21 protein-coding genes and 1 riboswitch are annotated in these 21,323 nt (G+C 74.0%); of the genes, 14 read left to right on the forward strand and 7 right to left on the reverse strand.

Features of this window, described 5'->3' with window-relative positions; translation table 11 throughout:
- Positions 1–44 precede the first annotated feature (44 nt).
- The 3 genes from NFU81_RS28660 to NFU81_RS28670 all read right to left on the reverse strand — a co-directional run bounded on the left by NFU81_RS28660 (position 45) and on the right by NFU81_RS28670 (position 2,445).
- Complete coding sequence (locus NFU81_RS28660) at positions 45–269, reverse strand: hypothetical protein (RefSeq protein WP_251495981.1); 225 nt, start codon at positions 267–269, stop codon at positions 45–47.
- Complete coding sequence (locus NFU81_RS28665) at positions 266–1,354, reverse strand: AraC family transcriptional regulator ligand-binding domain-containing protein (protein WP_251495983.1); 1,089 nt, start codon at positions 1,352–1,354, stop codon at positions 266–268. Before NFU81_RS28665 ends, NFU81_RS28660 begins: the two co-directional genes overlap by 4 nt.
- A gap of 455 nt (positions 1,355–1,809) precedes the next feature.
- The gene (locus NFU81_RS28670; RefSeq protein ID WP_251495985.1) at positions 1,810–2,445 is read right to left on the reverse strand and encodes a TetR family transcriptional regulator; all 636 of its coding nucleotides are present in this window, start codon (positions 2,443–2,445) and stop codon (positions 1,810–1,812) included.
- A 101-nt stretch (positions 2,446–2,546) separates the two neighbouring features.
- Here NFU81_RS28670 and NFU81_RS28675 point away from each other — a divergent pair, with 101 nt between their 5' ends.
- On the forward strand, positions 2,547–2,699 hold the full coding sequence (locus NFU81_RS28675) for a hypothetical protein (RefSeq protein WP_251495987.1): 153 nt from the start codon (positions 2,547–2,549) through the stop codon (positions 2,697–2,699).
- Between the two features lie 136 nt (positions 2,700–2,835).
- Positions 2,836–3,051 (forward strand): DUF4190 domain-containing protein, encoded by a 216-nt coding sequence (locus NFU81_RS28680; RefSeq protein ID WP_422665311.1) that lies wholly within the window; start codon positions 2,836–2,838, stop codon positions 3,049–3,051.
- 63 nt (positions 3,052–3,114) lie between these two features.
- Here the strand turns inward: NFU81_RS28680 and NFU81_RS28685 are convergent, their stop codons facing one another.
- The gene (locus NFU81_RS28685; protein WP_251495992.1) at positions 3,115–4,557 is read right to left on the reverse strand and encodes a glycine hydroxymethyltransferase; all 1,443 of its coding nucleotides are present in this window, start codon (positions 4,555–4,557) and stop codon (positions 3,115–3,117) included.
- Between the two features lie 23 nt (positions 4,558–4,580).
- Positions 4,581–4,671, reverse strand: a riboswitch (ZMP/ZTP riboswitch).
- Between the two features lie 204 nt (positions 4,672–4,875).
- Between NFU81_RS28685 and NFU81_RS28695 the strand changes: the two genes are divergently transcribed.
- The 11 genes from NFU81_RS28695 (at position 4,876) to NFU81_RS28750 (ending at position 17,305) form a co-directional block, all read left to right on the forward strand.
- Positions 4,876–5,865: an enoyl-CoA hydratase/isomerase family protein gene (locus tag NFU81_RS28695; protein ID WP_251495994.1), complete on the forward strand. Its 990-nt coding sequence runs from the start codon at positions 4,876–4,878 to the stop codon at positions 5,863–5,865.
- Between the two features lie 112 nt (positions 5,866–5,977).
- Complete coding sequence (locus NFU81_RS28700; protein WP_251495996.1) at positions 5,978–6,718, forward strand: class I SAM-dependent methyltransferase; 741 nt, start codon at positions 5,978–5,980, stop codon at positions 6,716–6,718.
- A gap of 161 nt (positions 6,719–6,879) precedes the next feature.
- A complete protein-coding gene (locus tag NFU81_RS28705; protein ID WP_251495998.1) occupies positions 6,880–7,905 on the forward strand; it encodes a LacI family DNA-binding transcriptional regulator in 1,026 nt (341 codons plus the stop codon).
- Between the two features lie 302 nt (positions 7,906–8,207).
- Positions 8,208–10,124 carry a ricin-type beta-trefoil lectin domain protein gene (locus NFU81_RS28710; RefSeq protein ID WP_422665310.1) on the forward strand — a complete coding sequence of 639 codons (1,917 nt, stop codon included), beginning with the start codon at positions 8,208–8,210 and terminating at the stop codon, positions 10,122–10,124.
- Positions 10,125–10,417: 293 nt separating this feature from the next.
- Complete coding sequence (locus tag NFU81_RS28715; protein ID WP_251496000.1) at positions 10,418–11,395, forward strand: lysylphosphatidylglycerol synthase transmembrane domain-containing protein; 978 nt, start codon at positions 10,418–10,420, stop codon at positions 11,393–11,395.
- Positions 11,396–11,612: 217 nt separating this feature from the next.
- Positions 11,613–12,890, forward strand: a complete 1,278-nt coding sequence (locus NFU81_RS28720; protein ID WP_251496002.1) for an RICIN domain-containing protein — start codon at positions 11,613–11,615, stop codon at positions 12,888–12,890.
- Positions 12,890–14,272, forward strand: a complete 1,383-nt coding sequence (locus tag NFU81_RS28725) for a ricin-type beta-trefoil lectin domain protein (protein WP_251496004.1) — start codon at positions 12,890–12,892, stop codon at positions 14,270–14,272. The genes NFU81_RS28720 and NFU81_RS28725 overlap by 1 nt, the downstream gene beginning before the upstream one ends.
- Positions 14,273–14,366: 94 nt before the next feature.
- Entirely contained in the window at positions 14,367–15,101 is a 735-nt protein-coding gene (locus tag NFU81_RS28730; protein ID WP_251496006.1) for a response regulator transcription factor, read from the forward strand.
- Positions 15,098–16,579 (forward strand): sensor histidine kinase, encoded by a 1,482-nt coding sequence (locus tag NFU81_RS40865; protein WP_274037606.1) that lies wholly within the window; start codon positions 15,098–15,100, stop codon positions 16,577–16,579. Before NFU81_RS28730 ends, NFU81_RS40865 begins: the two co-directional genes overlap by 4 nt.
- Before the next feature lie 55 nt (positions 16,580–16,634).
- Complete coding sequence (locus NFU81_RS28745; protein ID WP_251496008.1) at positions 16,635–17,081, forward strand: hypothetical protein; 447 nt, start codon at positions 16,635–16,637, stop codon at positions 17,079–17,081.
- Positions 17,078–17,305, forward strand: coding sequence for a hypothetical protein (locus NFU81_RS28750; protein ID WP_251496010.1), 228 nt, complete (start codon positions 17,078–17,080; stop codon positions 17,303–17,305). The genes NFU81_RS28745 and NFU81_RS28750 overlap by 4 nt, the downstream gene beginning before the upstream one ends.
- Before the next feature lie 22 nt (positions 17,306–17,327).
- Here NFU81_RS28750 and NFU81_RS28755 read toward each other — a convergent pair whose 3' ends face one another.
- Positions 17,328–19,025, reverse strand: coding sequence for a bifunctional 3'-5' exonuclease/DNA polymerase (locus NFU81_RS28755; protein ID WP_251496012.1), 1,698 nt, complete (start codon positions 19,023–19,025; stop codon positions 17,328–17,330).
- An 88-nt stretch (positions 19,026–19,113) separates the two neighbouring features.
- Complete coding sequence (trxA, locus tag NFU81_RS28760) at positions 19,114–19,485, reverse strand: thioredoxin (RefSeq protein WP_251496014.1); 372 nt, start codon at positions 19,483–19,485, stop codon at positions 19,114–19,116.
- Between the two features lie 119 nt (positions 19,486–19,604).
- Between trxA and NFU81_RS28765 the strand changes: the two genes are divergently transcribed.
- On the forward strand, positions 19,605–19,820 hold the full coding sequence (locus NFU81_RS28765; protein ID WP_251496017.1) for a hypothetical protein: 216 nt from the start codon (positions 19,605–19,607) through the stop codon (positions 19,818–19,820).
- 164 nt (positions 19,821–19,984) lie between these two features.
- Here the strand turns inward: NFU81_RS28765 and NFU81_RS28770 are convergent, their stop codons facing one another.
- On the reverse strand, positions 19,985–21,319 hold the full coding sequence (locus NFU81_RS28770) for a citrate/2-methylcitrate synthase (protein ID WP_251496019.1): 1,335 nt from the start codon (positions 21,317–21,319) through the stop codon (positions 19,985–19,987).
- Between the last annotated feature and the right edge of the window lie 4 nt (positions 21,320–21,323).

Here is a 21,323-nt window from a genome sequence, read left to right on the forward strand (position 1 = left end):
CGCCGCCGCCAGGCGGCCCCGTGTCCTCGGCGTCCTCGGCGTCCTCAGCGGGCGGGCGGCTGCTGCGCGTCGCCCCGGTCGGCGCCGGCACCGTGGAAGGGGGTGCCGCAACGGGCGCAGCGGGCGGCCCCCATGTCCTCGCGCATCGCGCCGCACTCGTTGCAGACCCGGTCCAGCCAGCACACCGGGTCGCCGCCCTCGGTGCGCTCCTCGTGCTCCTCGTGTCCGTCGGACCGCAGGTCCCGCCGGTCGTCGCGGCTGTCGGTCATGGCGCCACCGCCTCCCGTCCTGGTCGGCGGGCCGGTCCTGCGGCCCGGTCGGTGTCGAGGGTGTCCCACCGGTTCATCGCCCGCCGCAGGGACCGCGTTTCCGAAAAGCCGAGCTGCGCGGCCGTCCGCTGGGCCGACCCGGTGCCGAGCAGGCCCGCCGAGCGCTCGCGGCGTACGGTGTCGAGCTCGGCACGCCAGGTGGTCCCGGTCTCGGCGAGCCGCCTCTGCAGGGTGCGCCGGCTGACCGCGAGCCGGCGCGAGGCGCCGGCCAGCGACGGTCGGCCGTCGGCCAGTTGCGCCAGGATCGCGGCGCGCAGGCCCGGCACGGGGTCCGCGGGGTCCTGCCGAGGGGGCGGGAAGGCGGCGGCGGTCCGCTGGATGATCGCGGCGAGCGCCGGGTCCGCGGTGGCCATCGGCAGCGCCAGGTCGCTGCGGTGCAGGGTGATCGAGTCGGCGGGGGCGCCGAAGTCCACGGCGGCGTCGCCGAAGCAGTCGGCGTAGGCCGTGGTCCGCCGCGGTGCCCGGTGGGCGAAGGACACCCGAGTCGGGGAGAGCGCTCTCCCGGTGTCGTGCCGCAGGTGACGGGTGAGAGCCGCGAGCACGAACTCGGCCACCACGCCGCGCAGTTCGTCGTCCGGGCGGAGGATCTCGTAGGCGACGGTGACCTCGTCGTCCGACTCCTCGGTGACGAACACGGAGCTGCTGCTCACCAGGTGCACGTGTGCGGCGGCCAGCGCCAGGCCGTCGCCCAGGGTGGGCGCGGTGCTCAGCAGGTAGTCGAAGAGGTCGAAGGAGCCGTGGCGGTACTCCCCGGCCACCAGCAGGCCCGCGTCGCTCCTCCCGGTGTGCTGAAGCACCTCGCGCCACAGCCTGAAGGTGCCGGCCGACGGCGTCCGCGCGGTGTCGGGGGCGCCGAGCACGTCCGGCGTGCCCGCGGCCCGCACCAGCGACTCGGCCTCCGCGCGGCCGCGTGCGGCGGCCCTGGCTATGAACCTGGGCACCACGACGCAGTCGGTCAGCGGGGCGGTCCCGGCCGGCTGCGCGGCGGGTGGCGGCGCGGCGTCGGGCGGCGTGGGGGACGGCATGGCAGGCACCTCGGCGGGACAGCGTCCTGCGGCGGTCGCGGCAGGTGGGGACGGACACGGAACGGGCGGGGAACGGACACGGAACGGACAGGGGACGGACAGGGACGGCCGGTCGTGCGCGCCGCGTGGGAGCGCTCTCCCGCAGCCTACGCCGGGGCTGGCGCGTTGTGTCCGCGGCCTGGCACGTTCGGTCCTCCCGCGGCCTGACCGCCCGGTCCATGATCGGGGGCAATGGTGCCTTCGGGCGCCGGGTTCGCTCGCGCAGGGAGGTGCGGCGACACCGGGGGGAGGGCGCCGGCGTGAGCGGTTCACCGCTCGCGCCGGCGAGAAATCGCGCCTGTTCGTGACCGCGCCGCGGGAAATCGCGCCTGTTCGTGACCAGGCAGGCGAGAATGCGCGCCTGTTCGTGACCGGGCCGGCGGGAAGCTCGCCTGTTCGTGACCGGGCAGGCGGGCTCAGGCCCCCCGCTCCGCCCAGTGGCTGCGCCCCAGGCTGATGATCTGCATCCGCAGCCGGGCCGCGCGGGTGATCTCCTCACGAGCCGCCGGGTCGTCCTCCGGGACCTCCATGATGGCCGCGGCCGTCAGCACCATGTGGTCGACGTACAGCCCCGCCAGCACCCGCAGATCGGCCACGCTCCAGCCGGCCGACGCCGGTTGCGGCGCGAGCCCGGCGGCCACCTCGTCGGTGAAGCGCCCCAGCTCCGCCGCGATCGCCGCACGTACCGGCTGCACCCCGCCGTAGCGCTCCCTGGCGATGAAGCGGATGTGCGCCCGGTGCTCGTCGACGTAGGCCGCAGTGACGGCCACCGTACGGTCGATCAGGTCCTCGGCGTCCTGCCCGCCCGCCAACGCGTCCCTGATCACCGCGTGCAGGCTGCCCAGCGCCTCGCCGACCAGCGCGACGCCCAGCGCCGCCATGTCGGGGAAGTGCCGGTAGAAGGCGGCCGGTGCGACCCCGACCGCCCGGGTGACCTCGCGCAGTCCCAGGCTGCTGAGGCTCTGGCGGTCGAGCAGTTGCAGCCCCGCGTCCAGCAGTGCCTGCCGGGTCTGCTCCTTCTGGGCCTGCCGGGCGCCCGGTGTGTGACTCATGTCATTCAGTAAACAGCTGTTCGCCGAGTCTCGCCACTGTAGGGTCGTACTCAGTGAACAAGTGTTATCCCAAACGTCAACTCCTCGGAGGTGCAGCCGACATGAGCTTCGTCGTCCTCCTGATGTTCATCGGCGTGCTGATGGGCACCAGCGCCCACATCTCGCTCACCGCCTTCACCGTCGCGTCCGCCGCGATCGCCGCCTGGTTGGCCGCGTTCGCGGTACGCGAGGCCGTCGCCCGGCACCGCGGGTGACCGCCGGCCGGCACGTGCCAGGACGTATCCCGAACCACCCGTCGACCTCCACGTCTCAGGAGAGGACACCGTGAACACCGCAGCCCACCCGGTCGCGACCGGCACACCGGCCGCGCAGACCCGGGACGCCGACGGCATGGCCGTCGCGTCCTTCCTGCTCGGCCTGCCCGGCCTGCTGGTCCTCAACCTGGTGCTCGGCCCGGCCGCGATCGTGCTGGCCCTGACCGCACTGACCCGCGGAACCCGCCGCCGCGGCCGCGCCCTGCTCGGCCTCGTCCTCGGCGTCGCGGGCCTGGTGATCCAGGCCGTGCTGGCCGTCGCGGGCCACGGAGTGCTCTGGTCCGTCAGCTGACCGTGCACATGCGAGGGGAGGCCCGGCCGAACGGCCGGGCCTCCCCTCGCATGTGTCCCGCGGTCAGCTCAGGTCGATGCCCGGGTAGAGCGGGAAGCCGGACAGCAGGTCGGACGCCCGCTTGGCGACCTGGTCGGCGACCGCCGCGTCCAGTACGTGGTGCGCCTTGGACAGCCCGCCCTTGGGCGCTGCCGCGGCCGTCGTCCCGGACAGCACCGTGTCGATGAGCCCGGCGATCTCGTCCATCTCCCGCACGCCCAGGCCGCGGGTGGTCAGCGCCGGGGTGCCGATCCTGATGCCCGAGGTGTACCAGGCGCCGTTCGGGTCCTGCGGCACCGAGTTGCGGTTGGTGACGATGCCCGAGTCCAGCAGCGCGGCCTCGGCCTGCCGCCCGGTCAGGCCGTAGCCCGACACGTCGATCAGCACCAGGTGGTTGTCGGTGCCGCCGGTGACCAGCTTCGCGCCCCGGGTGAGCAGGCCCTCGGCCAGCGCCCGCGCGTTGTCCACGACGGCCTGCGCGTACGTGCCGAACTCCGGCCGGGACGCCTCCGCCAGCGCCACCGCCTTCGCCGCCATCACGTGCGGCAGCGGCCCGCCGAGCACCATCGGGCAGCCCCGGTCGACGTGCTCGGCCAGCGTGTCGTCGCACAGCACCATGCCGCCGCGCGGGCCGCGCAGCGACTTGTGGGTCGTGGTGGTGACGATGTTCGCATGCGGCACCGGGTCGAAGTCGCCGGTCAGCACCTTGCCGGCGACCAGGCCCGCGAAGTGCGCCATGTCGACCATCAGGGTCGCGCCGACCTCGTCGGCGATCTCCCGCATGATGCGGAAGTTCACCAGCCGGGGGTAGGCGGAGTAGCCCGCCACGATGATCAGCGGGCGGAACTCGCGGGCCGTCGCGCGCAGCGCCTCGTAGTCGAGCAGCCCGGTCTCCGGGTCGGTGCCGTAGCTGCGCTGGTCGAACATCTTGCCGGAGATGTTCGGCCGGAAACCGTGGGTGAGGTGGCCGCCGGCGTCCAGCGACATGCCGAGCATGCGCTGGTTGCCGAACTCGGCGCGCAGCTGCGCCCAGTCCTGCTCCGACAGGTCGTTGACCTGCCGCACGCCGGCCCTGGCGAGCCCGGGCGTCTCCACCCGCTGCGAGAGCACCGCCCAGAAGGCGACGAGGTTCGCGTCGATCCCGGAGTGCGGCTGCGCGTAGGCGTGCGCGGCGCCGAAGACGTTGCGGGCGTGCTCGGCGGCCAGGGACTCCACGGTGTCGACGTTGCGGCAGCCCGCGTAGAAGCGGCGGCCGACCGTCCCCTCGGCGTACTTGTCGCTGAGCCAGTTGCCCATCGTCAGCAGGACGGCGGGGGAGGCGTAGTTCTCGCTGGCGATCAGCTTGAGCATCTCGCGCTGGTCTGCCAGCTCCGCGGCGATGGCGTCGGCCACCCGCGGTTCGACCCCGCGGATCACTTCGAGCGCGCTGCGGTAGGCGATCGTCTCTGTGCTGTACGGCTCTGCCATGGCGGTCCTCCGGTCGTCGGATACGGGACGGCCCAGGCGCACGGCTCTTGTGGTCACGACGAGCCGCTCCCCGATGGTTGACCCCATCCCAGCGCGCCAGTCACGGCTCCACCCGACCTTATCAATTCCCCGGGGCCGCCCCCGCCCTGTCCGCGCAAGAGTGGACCCACCAGGGGCGCGGGGAACTGCGCGCCCGGCCGCCCACCGGGGGAGAGGCGACCGCCCACCGCAAGGGCAGCCCGTCCCGGGGCCGCGCGGGCCGGGTGTTTTGATGGAGCCGCAGCCCGCGCAGGGCATGGCACGAACCAGGGGAGCCCCATGCACACCCAGGAGCCCGGCAATTCCGTTCAGACCCGGGTCACCCGGCACGGCACGGGCGTGATCACCCTGTCGCGCCCGGTCGCCCTGAACGCCCTGGACCTGACGATGGTCCGCCTCATGACCGACGCCCTCACGCAGTGGTCCGCCGACCCCGCGGTGCGCTCCGTGGTCGTCCGCAGCAGCTCGCCGAAGGCGTTCTGCGCGGGCGGCGACATCCTGGCCGTACGGGCTGCCGGGATGGCCGGTGACGACACCGCGGTCCGTACGTACTTCACCGCCGAGTACGCCCTCGACGCGCTGGTCGCCCGCTACCCCAAGCCCTACACCGCCCTGATCGACGGCTACGCGATGGGCGGCGGCCTGGGCATCTCGGTGCACGGCTCGGCCCGGGTGGTGACGGAGCGCGCGTGGCTGGCCATGCCGGAGACCGCCATCGGCTTCTTCCCCGACATCGGCGCGAGCTTCTTCCTGCCGCGCCTGCCGGGCGCGTTCGGCTGGTACCTGGGGCTGACCGGCGCGCGGGTCGGCGGTGCCGCCGCGGTGGCCTGCGGGCTCGCCACGCACTACGTGCCCGCGGCCGACCTGCCCGCGCTGGAGGCCGCGCTGACGCAGACGGGTGACGGCCCCGACGCCGTCCTGCGGCGCTTCGCCGCACCGCCCCCGGCGCCGCCGGCCGGGCAGGCCGCCGCGATCGCCCGCTGCTTCTCCGCCCCCGGTCTCGGGCAGCTGCGGGACCGTCTTGCGGCCGAGGCGAAGGAGCAGGAGTGGGCGGGCGACGCCCTCGCGCTGCTGGACAGCGCCTCGCCGGCGAGCCTGGCGACGACCTTCGACCTGCTGCGGGCGGGCGCGGGCTCGACCCTGGAGGAGTGCCTGGCGCGCGAGCTGGACCTGGCGTGCAGGACCGCCCGCACCGCCGACTTCCACGAAGGGGTGCGCGCCGCCCTGGTCGACAAGGACCGCAAACCCACCTGGTCGACCACTCTCTGATCCACATTATGAGACGGCGGTGTCACGATGCGGACTGTCGGGCGTAGCGTGGGCCGTGAACTCGCCGAGCCGCGGCGGGAGATGCCGCACGTGACGACGGGAGCACCACGCCATGCCTCGGGAATGGGACGCGAAGACCTACGACTCGCTGCCGCTGCCGCACCTCGGCTGGGGGCGGCGCACGCTGTCCCGGCTGCCGCTCAGGGGTGACGAGAGGGTACTGGACGCGGGCTGCGGCATGGGTCGCGACACCGAGGGCCTGCTCGACCTGCTGCCGGACGGCCGCGTGGTCGCGGTGGACGGCTCCGTCCGCATGCTGGACCAGCTGCGCGACCGGCTGGCCGGCCGGCTGGACCGGGTCGAGGTCGTGCACGCCGACCTGACCCGGCCGCTGCCCTTCGAGGGCGAGGTCGACGCGGTGTTCAGCGTCGCCGCCTTCCACTGGATCGAGGACCACGCCGCGCTCTTCTCCGCGCTGGCCGCCCGGATGCGCCCCGGCGCCCGCCTGGTGACCGAGTGCGGCGGCCGCGGCAACATCGCGGCGGTCAACGCGGCCGTCGCCGACGTCCTCGGCGGCGCTCCCGACATGTGGGACTTCGCCGGCGAGCAGGACACCAGGCAGCGCCTGGCCGCGGCCGGCTTCACCGACGTCGAGGTGGCGCTGCGGCCCGACCCGGCCAGGTTCGAGCAGGGCGAGCAGTTCGAGGCCTATCTGGCCACCGTGATCCTGGGCGCCCACCTGGACCCGATGCCGGACGCCGACCGCGAACCGTTCGTCACGGCCGTTGCGGCACGCCTCGCCGAGCCGGTCGCGGACTACGTGCGGCTGGAGATCTCCGCGACCCGGGCGTGACCGGTCAGTACTCAACCGGTTGAGCGCACGGGGCCTTCCGGGAGCGCGAAGGGCCGTGCCGGGGCGGGTTCCGCGTTGTTAAGGTGTGCGGGCCGATCACGCCCCCCACGCGACCGAACCCGTTCACGGCCCGCGGGCCGCCCTGCCGTATCGAGGCCGACATGAGCCCCAAGAAGCGTCCCACCATCGCCGACATCGCCGAGGCCGCAGGTGTGTCCAAGGGTGCCGTGTCCTACGCGCTCAACGGCAAGGCGGGGGTCTCGGAGCAGACCAGGGCCAGGATTCTGGAGATCGCCGCCCGGATGGGCTGGCACCCCAGCAGCGCGGCCCGGGCGCTGTCCGACGGGCGCAGCGGGGCGATCGGGCTCGTGGTGGACCGCCCGGCCTGGGTGCTGGGCATCGAGCCGTTCTTCATGCAGCTGATCTCCGGTGTCGAGGCGGGCCTCGCCCCGACCGGCACCGCGCTGCTGCTCCAGGTCACCGACGACGCCAGGGCCGAGGAGGTCGCCTACCGCCGCTGGTGGGGCGAGCGCCGGGTCGACGGCGTGCTGCTCGTCGACCTGCGCGAGCAGGACCACCGGCTCGCCCTGGTCGCCGAGTTGGGACTGCCCGCGGTCGTGATCGGCCATGCGTCGATCAGCTCGGGCGTACCGTCGGTGTGGATCAACGACGCTGCCGCGGTGCGCGAGACGCTGGCGTACCTGGCCGCGATGGGGCACCGCAGGATCGCCCGGGTCGCCGGCCCCGCGCACTTCGTGCACACCAGGGAGCGCGGCGAGGCCTTCGACGCCGCCACCGCGGAACTGGGCCTGGACGGTGTGCCGTGCGTCTACACCGACTACTCGGGTGAGGAGGGCGCGCGGGCCACCCGGCGGCTGCTGTCCGGGTCGCTGCGGCCCACCGCGATCGTGTACGACAACGACGTGATGGCGGTCGCCGCGCTGAGCGTCACCCAGGAGATGGGCGTGTCGGTGCCGGGCGAACTCTCGCTCGTCGCCTGGGACGACAGCGAACTGTGCCGGCTGGTGCACCCCGCGCTGACCGCGGTCAGCCGGCGGGTCATGGAGTACGGCGAGCGGGCCGCGACCGCGCTGCTCTCGCTGATCGAGGGCACCCCCGTCCCCGACATCGTCCTCCCGCCGCCGGCCCTCGTCCCCCGCGGCAGCACCGCGCCCTGCGGCGCCTGACCGCCGCGCCGGTACGGGCGGGCCGCGCGCTTCGCGGCCCGCCCGTATTCACCTGCCCTGCGCCCGCGCGCCCTGCCCGCGCGCCCGCCTGCGGCACCCGCTGAAGCGGTCAACCGCCGTTCGTTACATGGCGTTTCACGCCTGCGCCCAGCGTGCGATCCCTTGACGGCCGTGATGCGCCCTAGTTAAATCACGTCGCGATATAAGTCGTGAAACAAGGCGTGAAACAAGCGTGCGGACCCCCTCGCCGCGCACCCAGCCATGTCAGGCCCATGCCATCGTGCCGAGAAAGGCAACGACCCATGAGCGCAGCAACCCGGCCCCACACGGGCAGATCCTCCGGATCCCGACTGCGACGCGTCATCGTCGGGACCCTCACCGCCGCGGCCGCGGCGGTCACCCCCATGCTCGCCGTACCCACGACCGCGCACGCGGCGGGCGAGAGCGTGCAGGTCTACCTCACCACCACCAGCGACGCGGGCGGCCGCAACGTCGTCAAGGGCCTGGAGCAGCAGGCCCCGCTGGCCTTCGGCTCCGGCACCGGCGGCTCCGGCCAGAACGTGACGGTCGACGAGGGCACCACCTACCAGCAGTTCACCGGCGGCGGCGCGTCCTTCACCGACACCGCCGCCTGGCTGATGAACAGCAGCGGCGCCCTGTCGGCGTCCACCCGCAACACCGTCATGCAGAAGCTCTTCGACCCGGTGAACGGCATCGGCCTGGGCTTCCTGCGCAACCCGATGGGCGCCTCCGACCTGGCGCGCGGCAACTACACCTACGACGACATGCCCGCGGGCCAGACCGACGCGAGCCTGGCGCACTTCTCCATCGCGCACGACCTGGCCGACGTCGTCCCGCTCACCAAGCAGGCCCGGCAGCTCAATCCCAGCGTCAAGGTCATGGCCACCCCGTGGACCCCGCCGCCGTGGATGAAGGACAACGACGCCTACAGCCAGGGCTGGCTGGAGTCGCAGTACTACGCCGCCTACGCGCAGTACTTCGTCAAGTACCTGCAGGCCTACCAGGCGCAGGGCGTCCCGGTGGACTACGTCACCGTGCAGAACGAGCCCACCTGCTGCAGCGGCTACCCGTCGGCGCAGTGGAACGGCTCGGGCCTGGCGTACTTCACCAAGACCAACCTGCTGCCCGCGCTGCACGCAGCCGGGCTGTCCACCAAGGTCCTGGCGCTGGACTGGAACTGGGACACCTACGACAGCTACGCGGCCCCCACGGTCACCGACGCCGCGGTGCGCGACGACCCCAACTTCGGCGGGATCGCCTGGCACGGCTACGGCGGCAGCGTCGGCGAGCAGACCACGATCCACAACCAGTACCCGAGCCTGCCCGCCTTCGACACCGAGCACTCCGGTGGCACCTGGATCGCCAACCAGCAGAAGGAGGACATGGAGAACCTGATCGACTACACCCGCAACTGGGGCCAGAGCTGGGTCAAGTGGAGCCTGGCGGTCGACCAGAACATGGGTCCGCACAACGGCGGCTGCGGCACCTGCACGGGCCTGATCACCGTGCACAACGGTGACAGCCGCAGCGGGCAGGTGGACTACACGATCGAGTACTACACGATGGGCCAGCTCACCAAGTTCGTGAAGCCCGGCGCGACCCGGATCGCCTCCACCGACAACTCCACCGTCCGCAACGTCGCCTGGCGCAACCCCGACGGCTCCAAGGCGCTCATCGCCTACAACGAGTCCTCCTCCGCGCAGACCCTGCGGGTCAACTGGGGCAACGAGAACTTCTCCTACTCGCTGCCCGGCGGCGCCTCGGCCACCTTCACCTGGGCCGGCACGCCCGGCACCGGCGGGAACACCGGCGGCCACACCGGCACCATCACCGGTTACGGCGGCAAGTGCGTCGACGTCGCCGGCGGCTCGTCCACCAACGGCGCCGCCGTGCAGCTCTACGACTGCAACGGCAGCACCGCCCAGTCCTGGACCGCCACCGGCAGCACCCTCCAGGCGCTCGGCAAGTGCATGGACGTCGCGGCCGCCGGCACCGCCAACGGCACCCAGGTCCAGCTCTACGACTGCAACGGCACCGGTTCGCAGGTGTGGACCAGAGGGGCCGGCAACACCCTGGTCAACCCGCAGTCCGGCAGATGCCTGGACGCGACGGGACCCAGCTCGGCCAACGGCACCCGGCTGCAGATATGGGACTGCACCGGCGCGGCCAACCAGCAGTGGAACGCGCCCGCCGCGTGATCCGCTGACCCCGTGAACGACCGGTCCGCGGACCTCTCACCGCGCCCGGTCTCGCCGAAGGAAGAGAAAAAGGGACCGCCGGACCCGCGCAGCCAGCGCGGGCCGGCGGTCCGGCACGCCCGGGCCCGGCATGTCGCGATCACTCGTCCGGGTCAACTGCCCACCGGGACGTCGGCAGCTGTTTGTCAGACGTTGACCCAGGTGGCCGTGTGCGAGGGGGATCCGGTGGCCGCAGCCGCCTAACCTGGGCTGGAGCGTCCACCCGCCGTGCCCCCACGCGACGAGGAGTCCCCGTGTCCATCGCCCGCAATGAGGGTCCCGGATGGCAGCGCGCTTCCGTCCGGTCGATGGCGGTGCTGCTGCCGGTGGCCGCCGTCGCGCTGCTGGTGACCAGCAAGTGGGCGATGATCGACTCCAGCGCGGGTCAACTGGGCTCGGCGGACGTCGAGTGGCTGGTGGTCGCCTGCCTCGCCGCCTTCATGACCTGGGTCTGCTCGGCCACCGCCCAGCAGGGCGCGGTCGTCGAACGCCTCCCGCCGGGGCTGCTGCTGGCCGCCCAGTTCGCCGCCTCCGCGGCCAACCACGTCCTTCCCGCGGGCGTCGGCGGCAACGCCGTCAACCTGCGGTTCCTGGTGCGCAGGGGGCTGAGCCCGACCCGTTCGGTGGCGGCGCTCGCGGTACGGGCCTGCGCCGCGGTCATCGGCCGGGTCGCGCTGCTGCTCGCGGTGCTCGTGCTCTTCCCCGGCGCCCTGCACCTGCACCGGGTCACCGGCGGCGGCCCCGGGGTCCCCGACCATCCGCTGGTGATCGCCGGCGTGGCGGTGGCGATCGTGGCGGGCGGCGTGGTGCTGATCCGGTGCGCCCGCCGGCTGCGCGACCGGCTGCGGGACTTCCTCGCCTCGGTCGTGCGCGACGTCCGCGTGCTGCACGGCAACCGGGCCAGGGTGGCGGCGCTGTGGGGAGGCTCGCTGGCCTTCCCTGCCATGCACGCGGCCGTACTGGTCTCGGTGGTGCGCGCGGTGCACGCCCCGGTGCCGGTGAGCGGGGTGGTGGTGGCGTACCTGTTCGCCAGCACCGCGGCCGGCTGGCTGCCGACGCCGGCCGGTCTCGGCTCGCTCGACGCGGCGCTCGGCCTCGCCCTGGTCACCGCGGGCGCCTCCGCGGTCGCCGCCACCTCCGCCGTCCTCGGCTACCGGCTGGTCACGGCCTGGCTGCCGCTGGTGCCAGGGGTTCTGGTGCTGGCGGTACTGGTGCGACGGCGGCAACTCTGAGCGGTCCGCGGGAAGTTCTTGGTACAGACCTTTGCCGGAAGTATTGACGGCACTTCTCTCCGCCATTTAAATCACGTCCTGAACTAAGACGTGAGCGAAGTCCGCCCCCGGTACGGGTGATCCGCCGGGGGTGCACTCCGGCTCGCCGTCTGTCAGGAGCATGACCTCCCCGTGTGCTCCGGTCCGTGTTTCCGCCGCCCCTACCGAGGAGCCCGGCATGTCGGCATCACCCCCCACCCGACGGTTCAGACGGATACGCCCCCTGCCGCTGCTGGCCGCAGCCGCCCTGCTGGTCGGCGGACTGCTGCAGCAGGCCGGGTCGCCCGCGCGGGCCGCCGCCGAGCCCGCGGTGGCACCCGCGGCCGCGACCGCGACCTTCACCGACGACTTCAACGGCCCCGCGGGCAGCGCGGTCGACGGCTCCAAATGGGGCTACGAAACCGGTGACAACGTCAACAACCACGAGCGCGAGTACTACACCAGCGGCACCCACAACGCCGCGCTCGACGGGCAGGGCGACCTGGTCATCACCGCCCGCAAGGAGAACCCGGCCAACTACCAGTGCTGGTACGGCACCTGCCAGTACACCTCGGCCCGGCTGTCCACCCCGCAGAAGTTCAGCCAGGCCTACGGCCACTTCGAGACCCGCATGAAGCTGCCGCGCGGGCAGGGCATGTGGCCCGCCTTCTGGATGCTCGGCGGCGGCAACTGGCCGACCGACGGCGAGATCGACATCATGGAGAACGTCGGCTTCGAGCCCGGCAGCGTGCACGGCACCATCCACGGCCCCGGCTACTCCGGCGCCAACGGCATCGGCGCCGGGTACACGCTCCCGGGCGGCCAGAGCTTCTCCGACGCCTTCCACACCTTCGCGGTCGACTGGGCGCCGAACTCGATCAAGTGGTCCGTCGACGGCAACGTCTACGAGACCCGCACCCCCGCCGACCTGGGCGGCAACCGCTGGGTCTACGACCACCCCTTCTACCTGATCATGAACCTCGCGGTCGGCGGCTACTGGCCCGGCGACCCCGACGGCAGCACCACCTTCCCGCAGCAACTGGTGGTCGACTACGTGCACGTGACCACCTCCGACACCTCCGGCGGCGGCACCGGCGGCCACGCCATCACCGGCATCGGCGGCAAGTGCGTCGACGTCGCGGGTGCGAGCAGTGCCAACGGCGCCGCCGTGCAGCTCTACGACTGCAACGGCACCTCGGCGCAGTCCTGGACGGTCGGCTCCGACGGGACCATCAGGGCGCTGGGCAAGTGCATGGACGTCACCGCCGCGGGCACCGCGGACGGCACCCCGGTCCAGCTCTACGACTGCAACGGCACCGCCGCCCAGAAGTGGACCGTCACCGCCGCCCACGACATCGTCAACCCCGCCGCGAACAAGTGCCTCGACGCCACCGGCAACAGCTCCGCCAACGGCACCCGGCTGCAGATATGGACCTGCGGCGGCACGGCCAACCAGAAGTGGACGGTGACCGGCTGATGAGAAGACAACACGCCGTCCTGCTCGCCACCGCCCTGGCGGCCGGCACTCTGGGCACCTTCGGCATCACCCAGGCCGCGGGCGCCGACCCCGCAGGCGCGATCACCGGCTACGGCGGCAAGTGCGTCGACGTCGCCGCCGCCAGCAGTGCCAACGGCGCCGCCGTGCAGCTCTACGACTGCAACGGCACCTCGGCGCAGTCCTGGACCGTCAGCTCCGACGGGACGCTGCGGGCGCTGGGCAAGTGCATGGACGTCACCGCCGCGGGCACCGCCAACGGCACGCAGATCCAGCTCTACGACTGCAACGGCACCGCCGCCCAGAAGTGGACCCGCAGCGGCGGGGAACTGGTCAACGCCGGCTCCGGCCGCTGCCTCGACGCGACGGGTCCCAGCTCCGCCAACGGCACCCGGCTGCAGATCTGGGACTGCGCGGGCAGCGCCAACCAGACCTGGACGCTGCCCACCGGCACCGGCACACCCCCGACCGACCCGCCGCCCGCGAACGGCGTGCAGGCCGTGGCGCCGTACCTCTACAACGGCTGGGGCAACCCGCCCGACCCGACCACGATCATGAACGCCACCGGCGTGAAGTGGTTCACCCTCGCCTTCGTGCTCAGCAACGGCACCTGCAACCCGCAGTGGGACGGCGGGCGCGCGCTGACCGGCGGCGTCGACCAGTCCACCATCAACAAGATCAGGGCGGCCGGCGGCGACGTCATCCCGTCCTTCGGCGGCTACAGCGGCAACAAGCTGGAGCAGTCCTGCACCAGCGCGAGCGCGCTGGCCGGGGCGTACCAGAAGGTGATCAGCGCCTACGGGCTGCGGGCCATCGACATCGACATCGAGGCCGACGCCTACAGCGACGGCACCGTCCAGCAGCGCACCGTCGACGCACTCAAGACCGTCAAGGCCAACAACCCCGGCCTCGCGGTCTACGTCACCATCGGCACCGGGCAGAGCGGCCCGGACACCGGCCTGATCAACAAGGCGGCCGCCTCGGGCCTGACGGTCGACAGCTGGACGATCATGCCGTTCGACTTCGGCGGCGCCGGCCAGAACATGGGCACCCTCACCACCAGGGCCGCCGACGGCCTGAAGAACGCGGTGAAGAACGCCTACGGCTACACCGACGACCAGGCCTACCGGCACAGCGGCATCTCCTCGATGAACGGCATCACCGACAACAGCGAGACCGTCACCGTGGCCGACTTCCGCACCATCCTGGCCTACGCGCAGAGCCACCACCTGGCCCGGCTGACCTTCTGGTCCGCCAACCGGGACCGGCCCTGCAACGGCGCCTACCCCAACGACGACACCTGCTCGGGCGTCTCGCAGCAGGCCTGGGACTTCACCCGCACCTTCGCGCAGTACGGCGGATGACACCCCGGTGAGAGCACTCCGCCCCCCGGCCGTGTAGGCATGGTTCCCGCGATGCACCATGCGCGAGCGGCCGGGGAGCGGAGGCACACAGGACATGACGGGCACCACAGGCAGTACGGGGCCTGGCGGCGGTGACGCGCGCGGGCGGGTCCTGGTGGTCGACGACGACGCCGCCATCCGCCGCTCGCTCGGCCGCGCCCTGCGGCTGCGCGGCTTCACCGTCGGCGAGGCGGACGGCGGCGCCGCCGCCCTGGAGCAACTCGCCGCCGCCGCGCCCGACGTGCTGGTCCTCGACGTCTCGATGCCCGGCATCGACGGCATCGAGGTCTGCCGCACCCTGCGCGCCACCGGCAGCGACCTGCCGGTGCTGGTGCTCTCCGCCCTCGACGAGGTCGCCGACCGCGTCGCGGGGCTCCAGGCCGGCGCCGACGACTACCTGGTCAAACCTTTCGCGCTGGAAGAGCTGGTGCTGCGGCTGAACGCCCTGCTGCGCCGCCGCCCGCCCCGCCCCGACGACCAGGTGCGCGCCTGCGGACTGGTCCTCGACCCGGCCGCCAGGACCGCCACCCGCGACGGCGACCCGCTCGACCTGACGCGGCGCGAGTTCGAGCTGCTGGAGACGCTGGCCCGCAACGCCGGCATCGTGCTGACCCGCGACCAGCTGCTCGACCGGGTGTGGGGCTACGACTTCGAGGTGCGCACCGACGCCGTCGACACCTTCGTCAGCTACCTGCGGCGCAAACTGGAGGCCGGCGGGCGCCCCCGCATCCTGCACACGGTCCGCGGCGTCGGCTTCGTCCTGCGCCCCGGCGACGGGAGCGGCACATGAGACTGTCCACCCGTATCGCGCTGGCCGTCGCGGTCGTCGTCCCGCTGCTCGTCGTCGGCTCCGGCTGGATCATGGTCAGGCTCGTCGGCCGTGACGTGCACGCCGCCGGCGACGCCCATCTGCGCGAACGCGCCGCCGCGGTACGCCCGGAGGCCCTCAGCCTGCTGCGTGCCATGGCCAACGACCGCCCGGCCAGTGTCGAACAGGCCAGGCAGCGCAAGCTGTTCACCGCCGCGCTGGACGTCGGCATCCGGGTGGCAGGGCCGGACGGCACGGTCACCGGCGGCCCGCAGCCCGCATCCTCCGTCACCCTGCCCGCCGCGCGGGACGCCGCCCGCCCGGTCACCGTGGCGGCCGGCGCGCAGAGCTGGCGGGTGCTCGCCGTGCCGCTCACCGCGGTCCGGCCCGCCGCGAGCGGCACCCTGTGGCTGTTCTCCACCGACGCCGCGGGCCAGCGGCAGATCGCGCAGGTACGCCGCCGGGTGCTCACCGTGGCCCTGCTGACCGCACCGGTCGCGGGACTCGCCGCCTGGCTCGCCGCCGTACGCCTGGCCCGCCCGCTGCTCGCGCTCCGCCGCCGGGCCGCCGGCATCGACCCGCGGAGCAGCGCCGCCCGGCTCGACCACAGCCGCACCGGCGTGCCCGAGGTCGACGACCTGGCCCGCACCCTGCAGACCGTGCTGGCCCGCTACGACGAGCAGGCCGCCCGCACCGCCGAGGCCCTGGCCACCGCGCGCTCCTTCTCCGCCGCCGCCTCGCACGAGCTGCGCACCCCGCTGATGAGCATGCGGATCAACCTCGACGTGCTCGACGGCGACCCCGCACCGGAAGGCGCGGAACGCGCCGAGGTCGTCGCCGACCTGAGGGCCGGCCACGAACGGCTGCTCGGCCTGCTGGTCATGCTGCGCACCCTCGCCCAGGGCGACCTGGTCGAGGCGGACGCCTTCGTGCCGGTCGACCTCGCAGACCTGCTCGACTCCGCGGTACGCGACCTGCGCCGCGACCACCCCGCGGCCCGTGTCGCGGTGCGGACCGCCGGACCCTGCGTCGTCCGCGGCTGGCCGCAGGGCCTGCGCTCGGCCGTGGACAACCTGCTCACCAACGCCGTCGTGCACGGATCCGGCGCGGTCGAGGCGGAGCTGCGGCCCACCGCCGACGGCGCCGCGGTACGGCTGACCGTCGGCGACCACGGCCCAGGAGTGCCGCCCGAGGCCAGGCACGCGGTCTTCACCCGCTTCCGACGCCGCTCCGGCAGCCCCGGATCGGGCCTCGGCCTGGCCCTGGCCGGCCAGCAGGCCGCCCTGCACAGCGGCACCGTCACCGTCACCGGCCGCCCCGACGGCGCGGCAGGCGCCTGGTTCGTCCTCGACATCCCGCACATGGCCCAAGGCCCCGCCCTGCCACGGCAACGCGACTGGCTCACCGCGGAGCCGCCGCCTCCCGACGCCCCACAAGGTTTCCACAAAGACCGCTCCTAGCCTCCCGGCGAAACGGCACCGGCAGCAGCAGGTGCCGCCACCGAGGAGGTCAGCCATGCCCACCACCCGTACCGCGATCGCCGTCACCGCGGCGGCCGCGGCCCTGCTCGCCGCGGCCGGGACGGCCGCCGCCGACACCACCGCCCCCACGCCCTCCGCCTCCGCACCGGCCGCGGGCAAGGCGCCCACCGGGGACGGCGCCCGCGCGCTGTGCAAGCGGCTGCCGTCCGTCGACGCGCACATCGACCGCGCACTGGCCCGGCTGAACGGCCCGGTCACCGAACGCGGCTCCATCGCCCGGCTGCAGAAGCGGATCGACAACGCCGACGCCAAGGGCGACACGGCCGTCTCCACCTTCCTCAAGGACCGGCTGGCCTTCCGCCAGTCGCTGCTGCCCAGCCTCAACAAGCGCTCCACCGACCTGGACGCCGTCCGCACCTGGTGCGGCACCCAGCACTTCCCGGCGAAGGTCGCGAAGTCGGCGAAGGGCAGCGGGAAATGAGCCGCGCCCAGCGGCGGGCGCTCGCCCTGCTGCCGGCCGGGGCACTGGCCGCGCTGCTGCTGACCGGCTGCGGCAGCCACGGCGGGGCCGCCGGCGGCCCGGGCGCCGCGGGCAGCACCTCGCCGGCGCCCGCGCCGTCGGAACTCGCCCACATGCAGAAGCTGGTGGACGACGCCGACTCGGCGGCATCGGCGGCCGACTCCGACGCCGCGGCCGACAACTGACCGCGGCGGCACACCCCGCGGGCTATTTGGCGTCCGCGTAGCGCTCCACCGCGTGCGTCTCCAGCGGGAAGGGCACCGGCGTCGCGCCGAAGACCAGCCGGCGGGCCTCGTCGGCCGCCGCCGCGACCGCGGCCTCCACGGCGGGCGCGAGGTCCGCGGGGGTGTGCACCACCACCTCGTCGTGCTGGAAGAAGACCAGCCGCGGCGCCGGGCCGATCGCGGCCAGCTCCCGGCGCAGCGCCGCGAGCATCGCCAGCGCCCAGTCCGCGGCGCTCGCCTGGACCACGAAATTCCGGGTGAAGCGCCCCCAGGACCGCGCCGCCCTGCGGTCGGGTGACGCCCCGTCCGCCGGGTCGGCGGCCTCGTCGAGGAAGCGGTCCGCCGACGGGGCCGGGGACGTACGCCCGAGCTGCGAGCGGACGATCCCGCCCGCCTCGCCGGTCCGGGCCGCGGCCTCCACCAGGGCGAGCGCCACCGGGAAGCGCCGCCGCATCACCGCGAGCAGCTGGCCCGCCTCGCCGCTGGTCTGCCCGTACATCGCGGCCAGCAGGGCGATCTTGGCCCGCGGCCGGTCGCCGGAGAAGGCGTCCCTGGCCACCGCCGTGTACAGGTCGCCGCCGGCCGCGGCCCGGGCCAGGCCCTGGTCGCCGGACATCGCGGCCAGCACCCGCGGCTCCAGCTGCCCGGCGTCCGCGACCACCAGCAGATGGCCCGGGTCGGCGACCACGGCAGCCCGCAGCGGCCGCGGAATCTGCAGCGCCCCGCCGCCCCGGGTCGCCCAGCGCCCCGAGACCACACCGCCCACCACGTACTCCGGCCGGAAGCGGCCGTCCCGCACCCAGGCCTCGCGCCACGCCCAGCCGTGCGCGGCATGGATACGCGACAGCTCCTTGTAGCGCAGCACCAGCTCGGCCGCCGGATGCGCGACCTTGCGCAGCTCGTGCGAACGGGTCGAGGTCAGCGGCACACCGACCCGGGCGAAGGCAGGCAGCAGCTGGGCGGGGGAGTCGGGGTTGACCGGGCGGCCCAGCGCGTCCTGGATCTGCTGCGCCAGCTCGCCGAGCCTGGCCGGCCTGGCACCGCCCGCAGGTCGCGGGCCGAGCAGCGCGGTGAGCAGCTCGTCGTGCGCCCGCGCGCTCCACGGCAGGCCGTCCCTGCCCATCTCGACCGCCGCCAGCGCGCCCGCGGACTCCGCCGCGCACAGCAGCCGCATCCGCTCCGGCTGCTCGCTCGCTGCGATCCGCCGCTGCTGCGCGGCATGCACCTCGACCAGCGCCGTCAGCGGGTCGGCGCCCGGCGGCAGGTGGTGCCGGTCGGCGGCGAACAGCACCGGCTGGTCGTCGGCGCCGGTCTCCGGCGCGTCCGGCGGCTCGGGCAGCCCGTGCAGCCGCGCCCAGGCCGCCCCCAGCGAACGCGGCGTGCCGTGCCTGCCCTCCTGGCCGAGCAGCAGCGACTCGACCAGCTTCACGTCATGGCACCGCCCGACCCGGACCCCGCCCCGGTCGAGCAGCTCCTGGTAGATCCCCTCCGTCCCGCCCCACACCCAGCGCGGGCCGGACGCCGCCTCGACCTCCCGCACCGCCCGGGCGAGGTCGGCCGCCACCGCGGTCCCGCCGACCGTCCCGCCGTCCTCGCCGACCCCGCACAGCCGCCCGCCGCCGCCGACCGGATCGGCCACGACGGCCACCCGGCCGGCACTCGCGTCAACGGCTCCACCCACTCCATGAGGGTAGGTCCGACCACTGACATCGCCGCACGCCGAAGAGCCCGGCGGCGCTTGGCGCCTGCCGGGCTCGTGGCGGAAGGGGTCAGCCCTGCTGCTCCTGGGCTTCCTTCACGGACTTGTGGACCTCGGCCATGTCCAGGGCGCGGGCCTGCGCGATGACGTCCTCCAGCGCCGGCTCGGGCAGCGCGCCCGGCTGGGCGAAGACCGCCACCTTGTCCCTGACGATCATCAGCGTCGGGATCGACTGGATCTGGAAGGCCGCCGCAAGCTCGGGCTGCGCCTCCGTGTCGACCTTCGCGAAGACCAGGTCCTGGTGCTTGTCCGACGACTTGTCGTAGACCGGTGCGAAGGATCGACACGGGCCGCACCAGGCGGCCCAGAAGTCGATGAGGACGAAGTCGTTGGCGGACACGACCTCGTCGAAGTTCTCCTTGGTCAGCTCCACAGTGCTCATGCCCCCACAACGGGCCGCGGCGCCGGGAAATTCCGCCCGGCCCGGCGGTTCCTTCACTCGTCCGAGTGGTGCGGGCGGAGCTTCCATGGCGTGCGCCGCCGCACACTCGTTGAGGGCGTATGGCACCGATGCAGAGGGTCAGGAAAGCGCAAGCCGTCGACGAGGCGGCACGAGGTGGAACGGTTCTGCAGTACCAGCACCACCACCGGGCGGACGCGCCGGTCTTCGCCGCACTCGCCGACCAGTGGCGTTCCGCCGGCCGGATGGTCCCCGGCCAGACCGACGCGGAGTGGTCCGACCTGGTCGCCCGCGTCCCCCACCTCTCCCGCACCTAGCTTCCCCCGAGTGGCCCTCGCCCCTGACAAACGCCCGCCCTCTTGCGCAGAGGTCGAGCCAGAAGGGGCGCGGGCAACTGCGCGACCGGCCCGCCGCCGGGGGAAGGCGACGCCGACCGCGAATGGCACCCACCCGAAAGCGCGGCCGGCAGGCCGGTACGCGCTCACGCAGGGGCGCCACCCGGTCGCGGGAGCGGGAGGGGCTGAGGGGCCGGCGGCCCGTCGTACACCCCCGCGGGCCGCATGCGCAGCGCCTCCTCCCCGTACTCCTCCAGCGCGTGCGCCACCCACCCCGCGGTCCGCCCCACGGCGAAGATCGCCTCGCCCGCCTCCGCGGGCATCCCGGAGGCGACCGACAGGACGGCCAGCGCAAGGTCGACGTTCGCGTGCAGCGGCGTGTGCCGCGCCGCCGTGGCGACGGTGTCGCGTGCGGCCGCGAGCGCGCCGGCCGCCGCGGGGACCTCCGCGAGCTGCGCGAGCAGCAGCCGCGCCCGCGGGTCCTCGCCGCGGTAGAGGCGGTGCCCGAGCCCCGGCACGCGGTGCCCGGCCCGCAGGTGCGCGGCGACCACCGGCCCCGCACCGCCCTGGTCCATGACGTCCCGGAGCATCCGGTGGGCCAGTGCGCTGGCCTGCCCGTGCAGCGGCCCGTCGAGCGCTCCGAGTCCGGCCGAAACGGCCGCGTAGGGGTGGGCGCGGCCGGAGGCGGCGACCCGTACCGCCAGCGTCGAGGTGGCCAGGTCGTGGTCGATGAGCAGCGCGAGCGCGGTGTCGAGCACCCGCAGCGACGCCGGGTCCGGCTCCCGCGCGGTCAGCCGCGACCACAGCCGCCGGGCCAGGGGCGCGTCACCGTCACCGCCCTGCCCTCCGCCGGCCGGCGGCAACGCGTCGACCAGCGTCGGGATCAGCCCGCGCGTGCACCCGAGCACCGCCTCCCGCGCGAGGTCGAAGCGCAGCGGATCGGCCGCGCCCGCCGCGATCACCGCGACCCGCATCCGGTCCATCGGCCCGCTGCCCTCCGGCAGCGAACCGGCCGCCGCCCGGGCCGCGGCCAGCGGCAGCGGGGGAGCGGTGAAGCGGACGCCCGGCCGCAGCTCCCCGGTCCACAGCCAGTCGGCGACCTCCTCGTAGGCGTACGCCTCCGCGAGGGCGACCGCGTCCACCCCGCGGAAGGCGTAGCTGTCGGCCACCGGGTCGATGAGCGTGATGCCGGTACGGATCCGGCCCCACCCGTCCCCCTCCCCGCCTGCTGGGGCAGCGGAGGCGGTGGCAGAGCCCGGGGCGGGAGCGCCGGAGCCGCCCGTCCCGGCCCGGCCCCTGGCCGCCAGCGCGGCCACCTCGGCCGGGTCGAAGGTGCTGCCCCGCCCGCCGGCGGCCCGCCGGCTGCCGAGCAGCCCCCGGCTGACGTACGCGTACAGCGTCTCCGGCTTGACGCCGAGCCGCGCCGCGGCCTCCCGCGTGCTGATGCGGGCGTCGCCGCCGCCCGCCGTCCCCTCCGTCATGGGC

The organism is Actinacidiphila cocklensis (assembly GCF_907177275.1).
GTDB lineage: Bacteria > Actinomycetota > Actinomycetes > Streptomycetales > Streptomycetaceae > Actinacidiphila > Actinacidiphila cocklensis.

Excerpts from the sequence above, each read along its gene's own strand:
- NFU81_RS28660 (WP_251495981.1), bottom strand. The coding sequence starts at position 269 with ATGACCGACAGCCGCGACGACCGGCGGGACCTGCGGTCCGACGGACAC.
- NFU81_RS28665 (WP_251495983.1), bottom strand. The coding sequence starts at position 1,354 with ATGCCGTCCCCCACGCCGCCCGACGCCGCGCCGCCACCCGCCGCGCAG.
- NFU81_RS28670 (WP_251495985.1), bottom strand. The coding sequence starts at position 2,445 with ATGAGTCACACACCGGGCGCCCGGCAGGCCCAGAAGGAGCAGACCCGG.
- NFU81_RS28675 (WP_251495987.1), top strand. The coding sequence starts at position 2,547 with ATGAGCTTCGTCGTCCTCCTGATGTTCATCGGCGTGCTGATGGGCACC.
- NFU81_RS28680 (WP_422665311.1), top strand. The coding sequence starts at position 2,836 with ATGGCCGTCGCGTCCTTCCTGCTCGGCCTGCCCGGCCTGCTGGTCCTC.
- NFU81_RS28685 (WP_251495992.1), bottom strand. The coding sequence starts at position 4,557 with ATGGCAGAGCCGTACAGCACAGAGACGATCGCCTACCGCAGCGCGCTC.
- NFU81_RS28695 (WP_251495994.1), top strand. The coding sequence starts at position 4,876 with ATGCACACCCAGGAGCCCGGCAATTCCGTTCAGACCCGGGTCACCCGG.
- NFU81_RS28700 (WP_251495996.1), top strand. The coding sequence starts at position 5,978 with ATGCCTCGGGAATGGGACGCGAAGACCTACGACTCGCTGCCGCTGCCG.
- NFU81_RS28705 (WP_251495998.1), top strand. The coding sequence starts at position 6,880 with ATGAGCCCCAAGAAGCGTCCCACCATCGCCGACATCGCCGAGGCCGCA.
- NFU81_RS28710 (WP_422665310.1), top strand. The coding sequence starts at position 8,208 with ATGAGCGCAGCAACCCGGCCCCACACGGGCAGATCCTCCGGATCCCGA.
- NFU81_RS28720 (WP_251496002.1), top strand. The coding sequence starts at position 11,613 with ATGTCGGCATCACCCCCCACCCGACGGTTCAGACGGATACGCCCCCTG.
- NFU81_RS28725 (WP_251496004.1), top strand. The coding sequence starts at position 12,890 with ATGAGAAGACAACACGCCGTCCTGCTCGCCACCGCCCTGGCGGCCGGC.
- NFU81_RS28730 (WP_251496006.1), top strand. The coding sequence starts at position 14,367 with ATGACGGGCACCACAGGCAGTACGGGGCCTGGCGGCGGTGACGCGCGC.
- NFU81_RS40865 (WP_274037606.1), top strand. The coding sequence starts at position 15,098 with ATGAGACTGTCCACCCGTATCGCGCTGGCCGTCGCGGTCGTCGTCCCG.
- NFU81_RS28745 (WP_251496008.1), top strand. The coding sequence starts at position 16,635 with ATGCCCACCACCCGTACCGCGATCGCCGTCACCGCGGCGGCCGCGGCC.
- NFU81_RS28750 (WP_251496010.1), top strand. The coding sequence starts at position 17,078 with ATGAGCCGCGCCCAGCGGCGGGCGCTCGCCCTGCTGCCGGCCGGGGCA.
- trxA (WP_251496014.1), bottom strand. The coding sequence starts at position 19,485 with ATGAGCACTGTGGAGCTGACCAAGGAGAACTTCGACGAGGTCGTGTCC.
- NFU81_RS28765 (WP_251496017.1), top strand. The coding sequence starts at position 19,605 with ATGGCACCGATGCAGAGGGTCAGGAAAGCGCAAGCCGTCGACGAGGCG.
- NFU81_RS28770 (WP_251496019.1), bottom strand. The coding sequence starts at position 21,319 with ATGACGGAGGGGACGGCGGGCGGCGGCGACGCCCGCATCAGCACGCGG.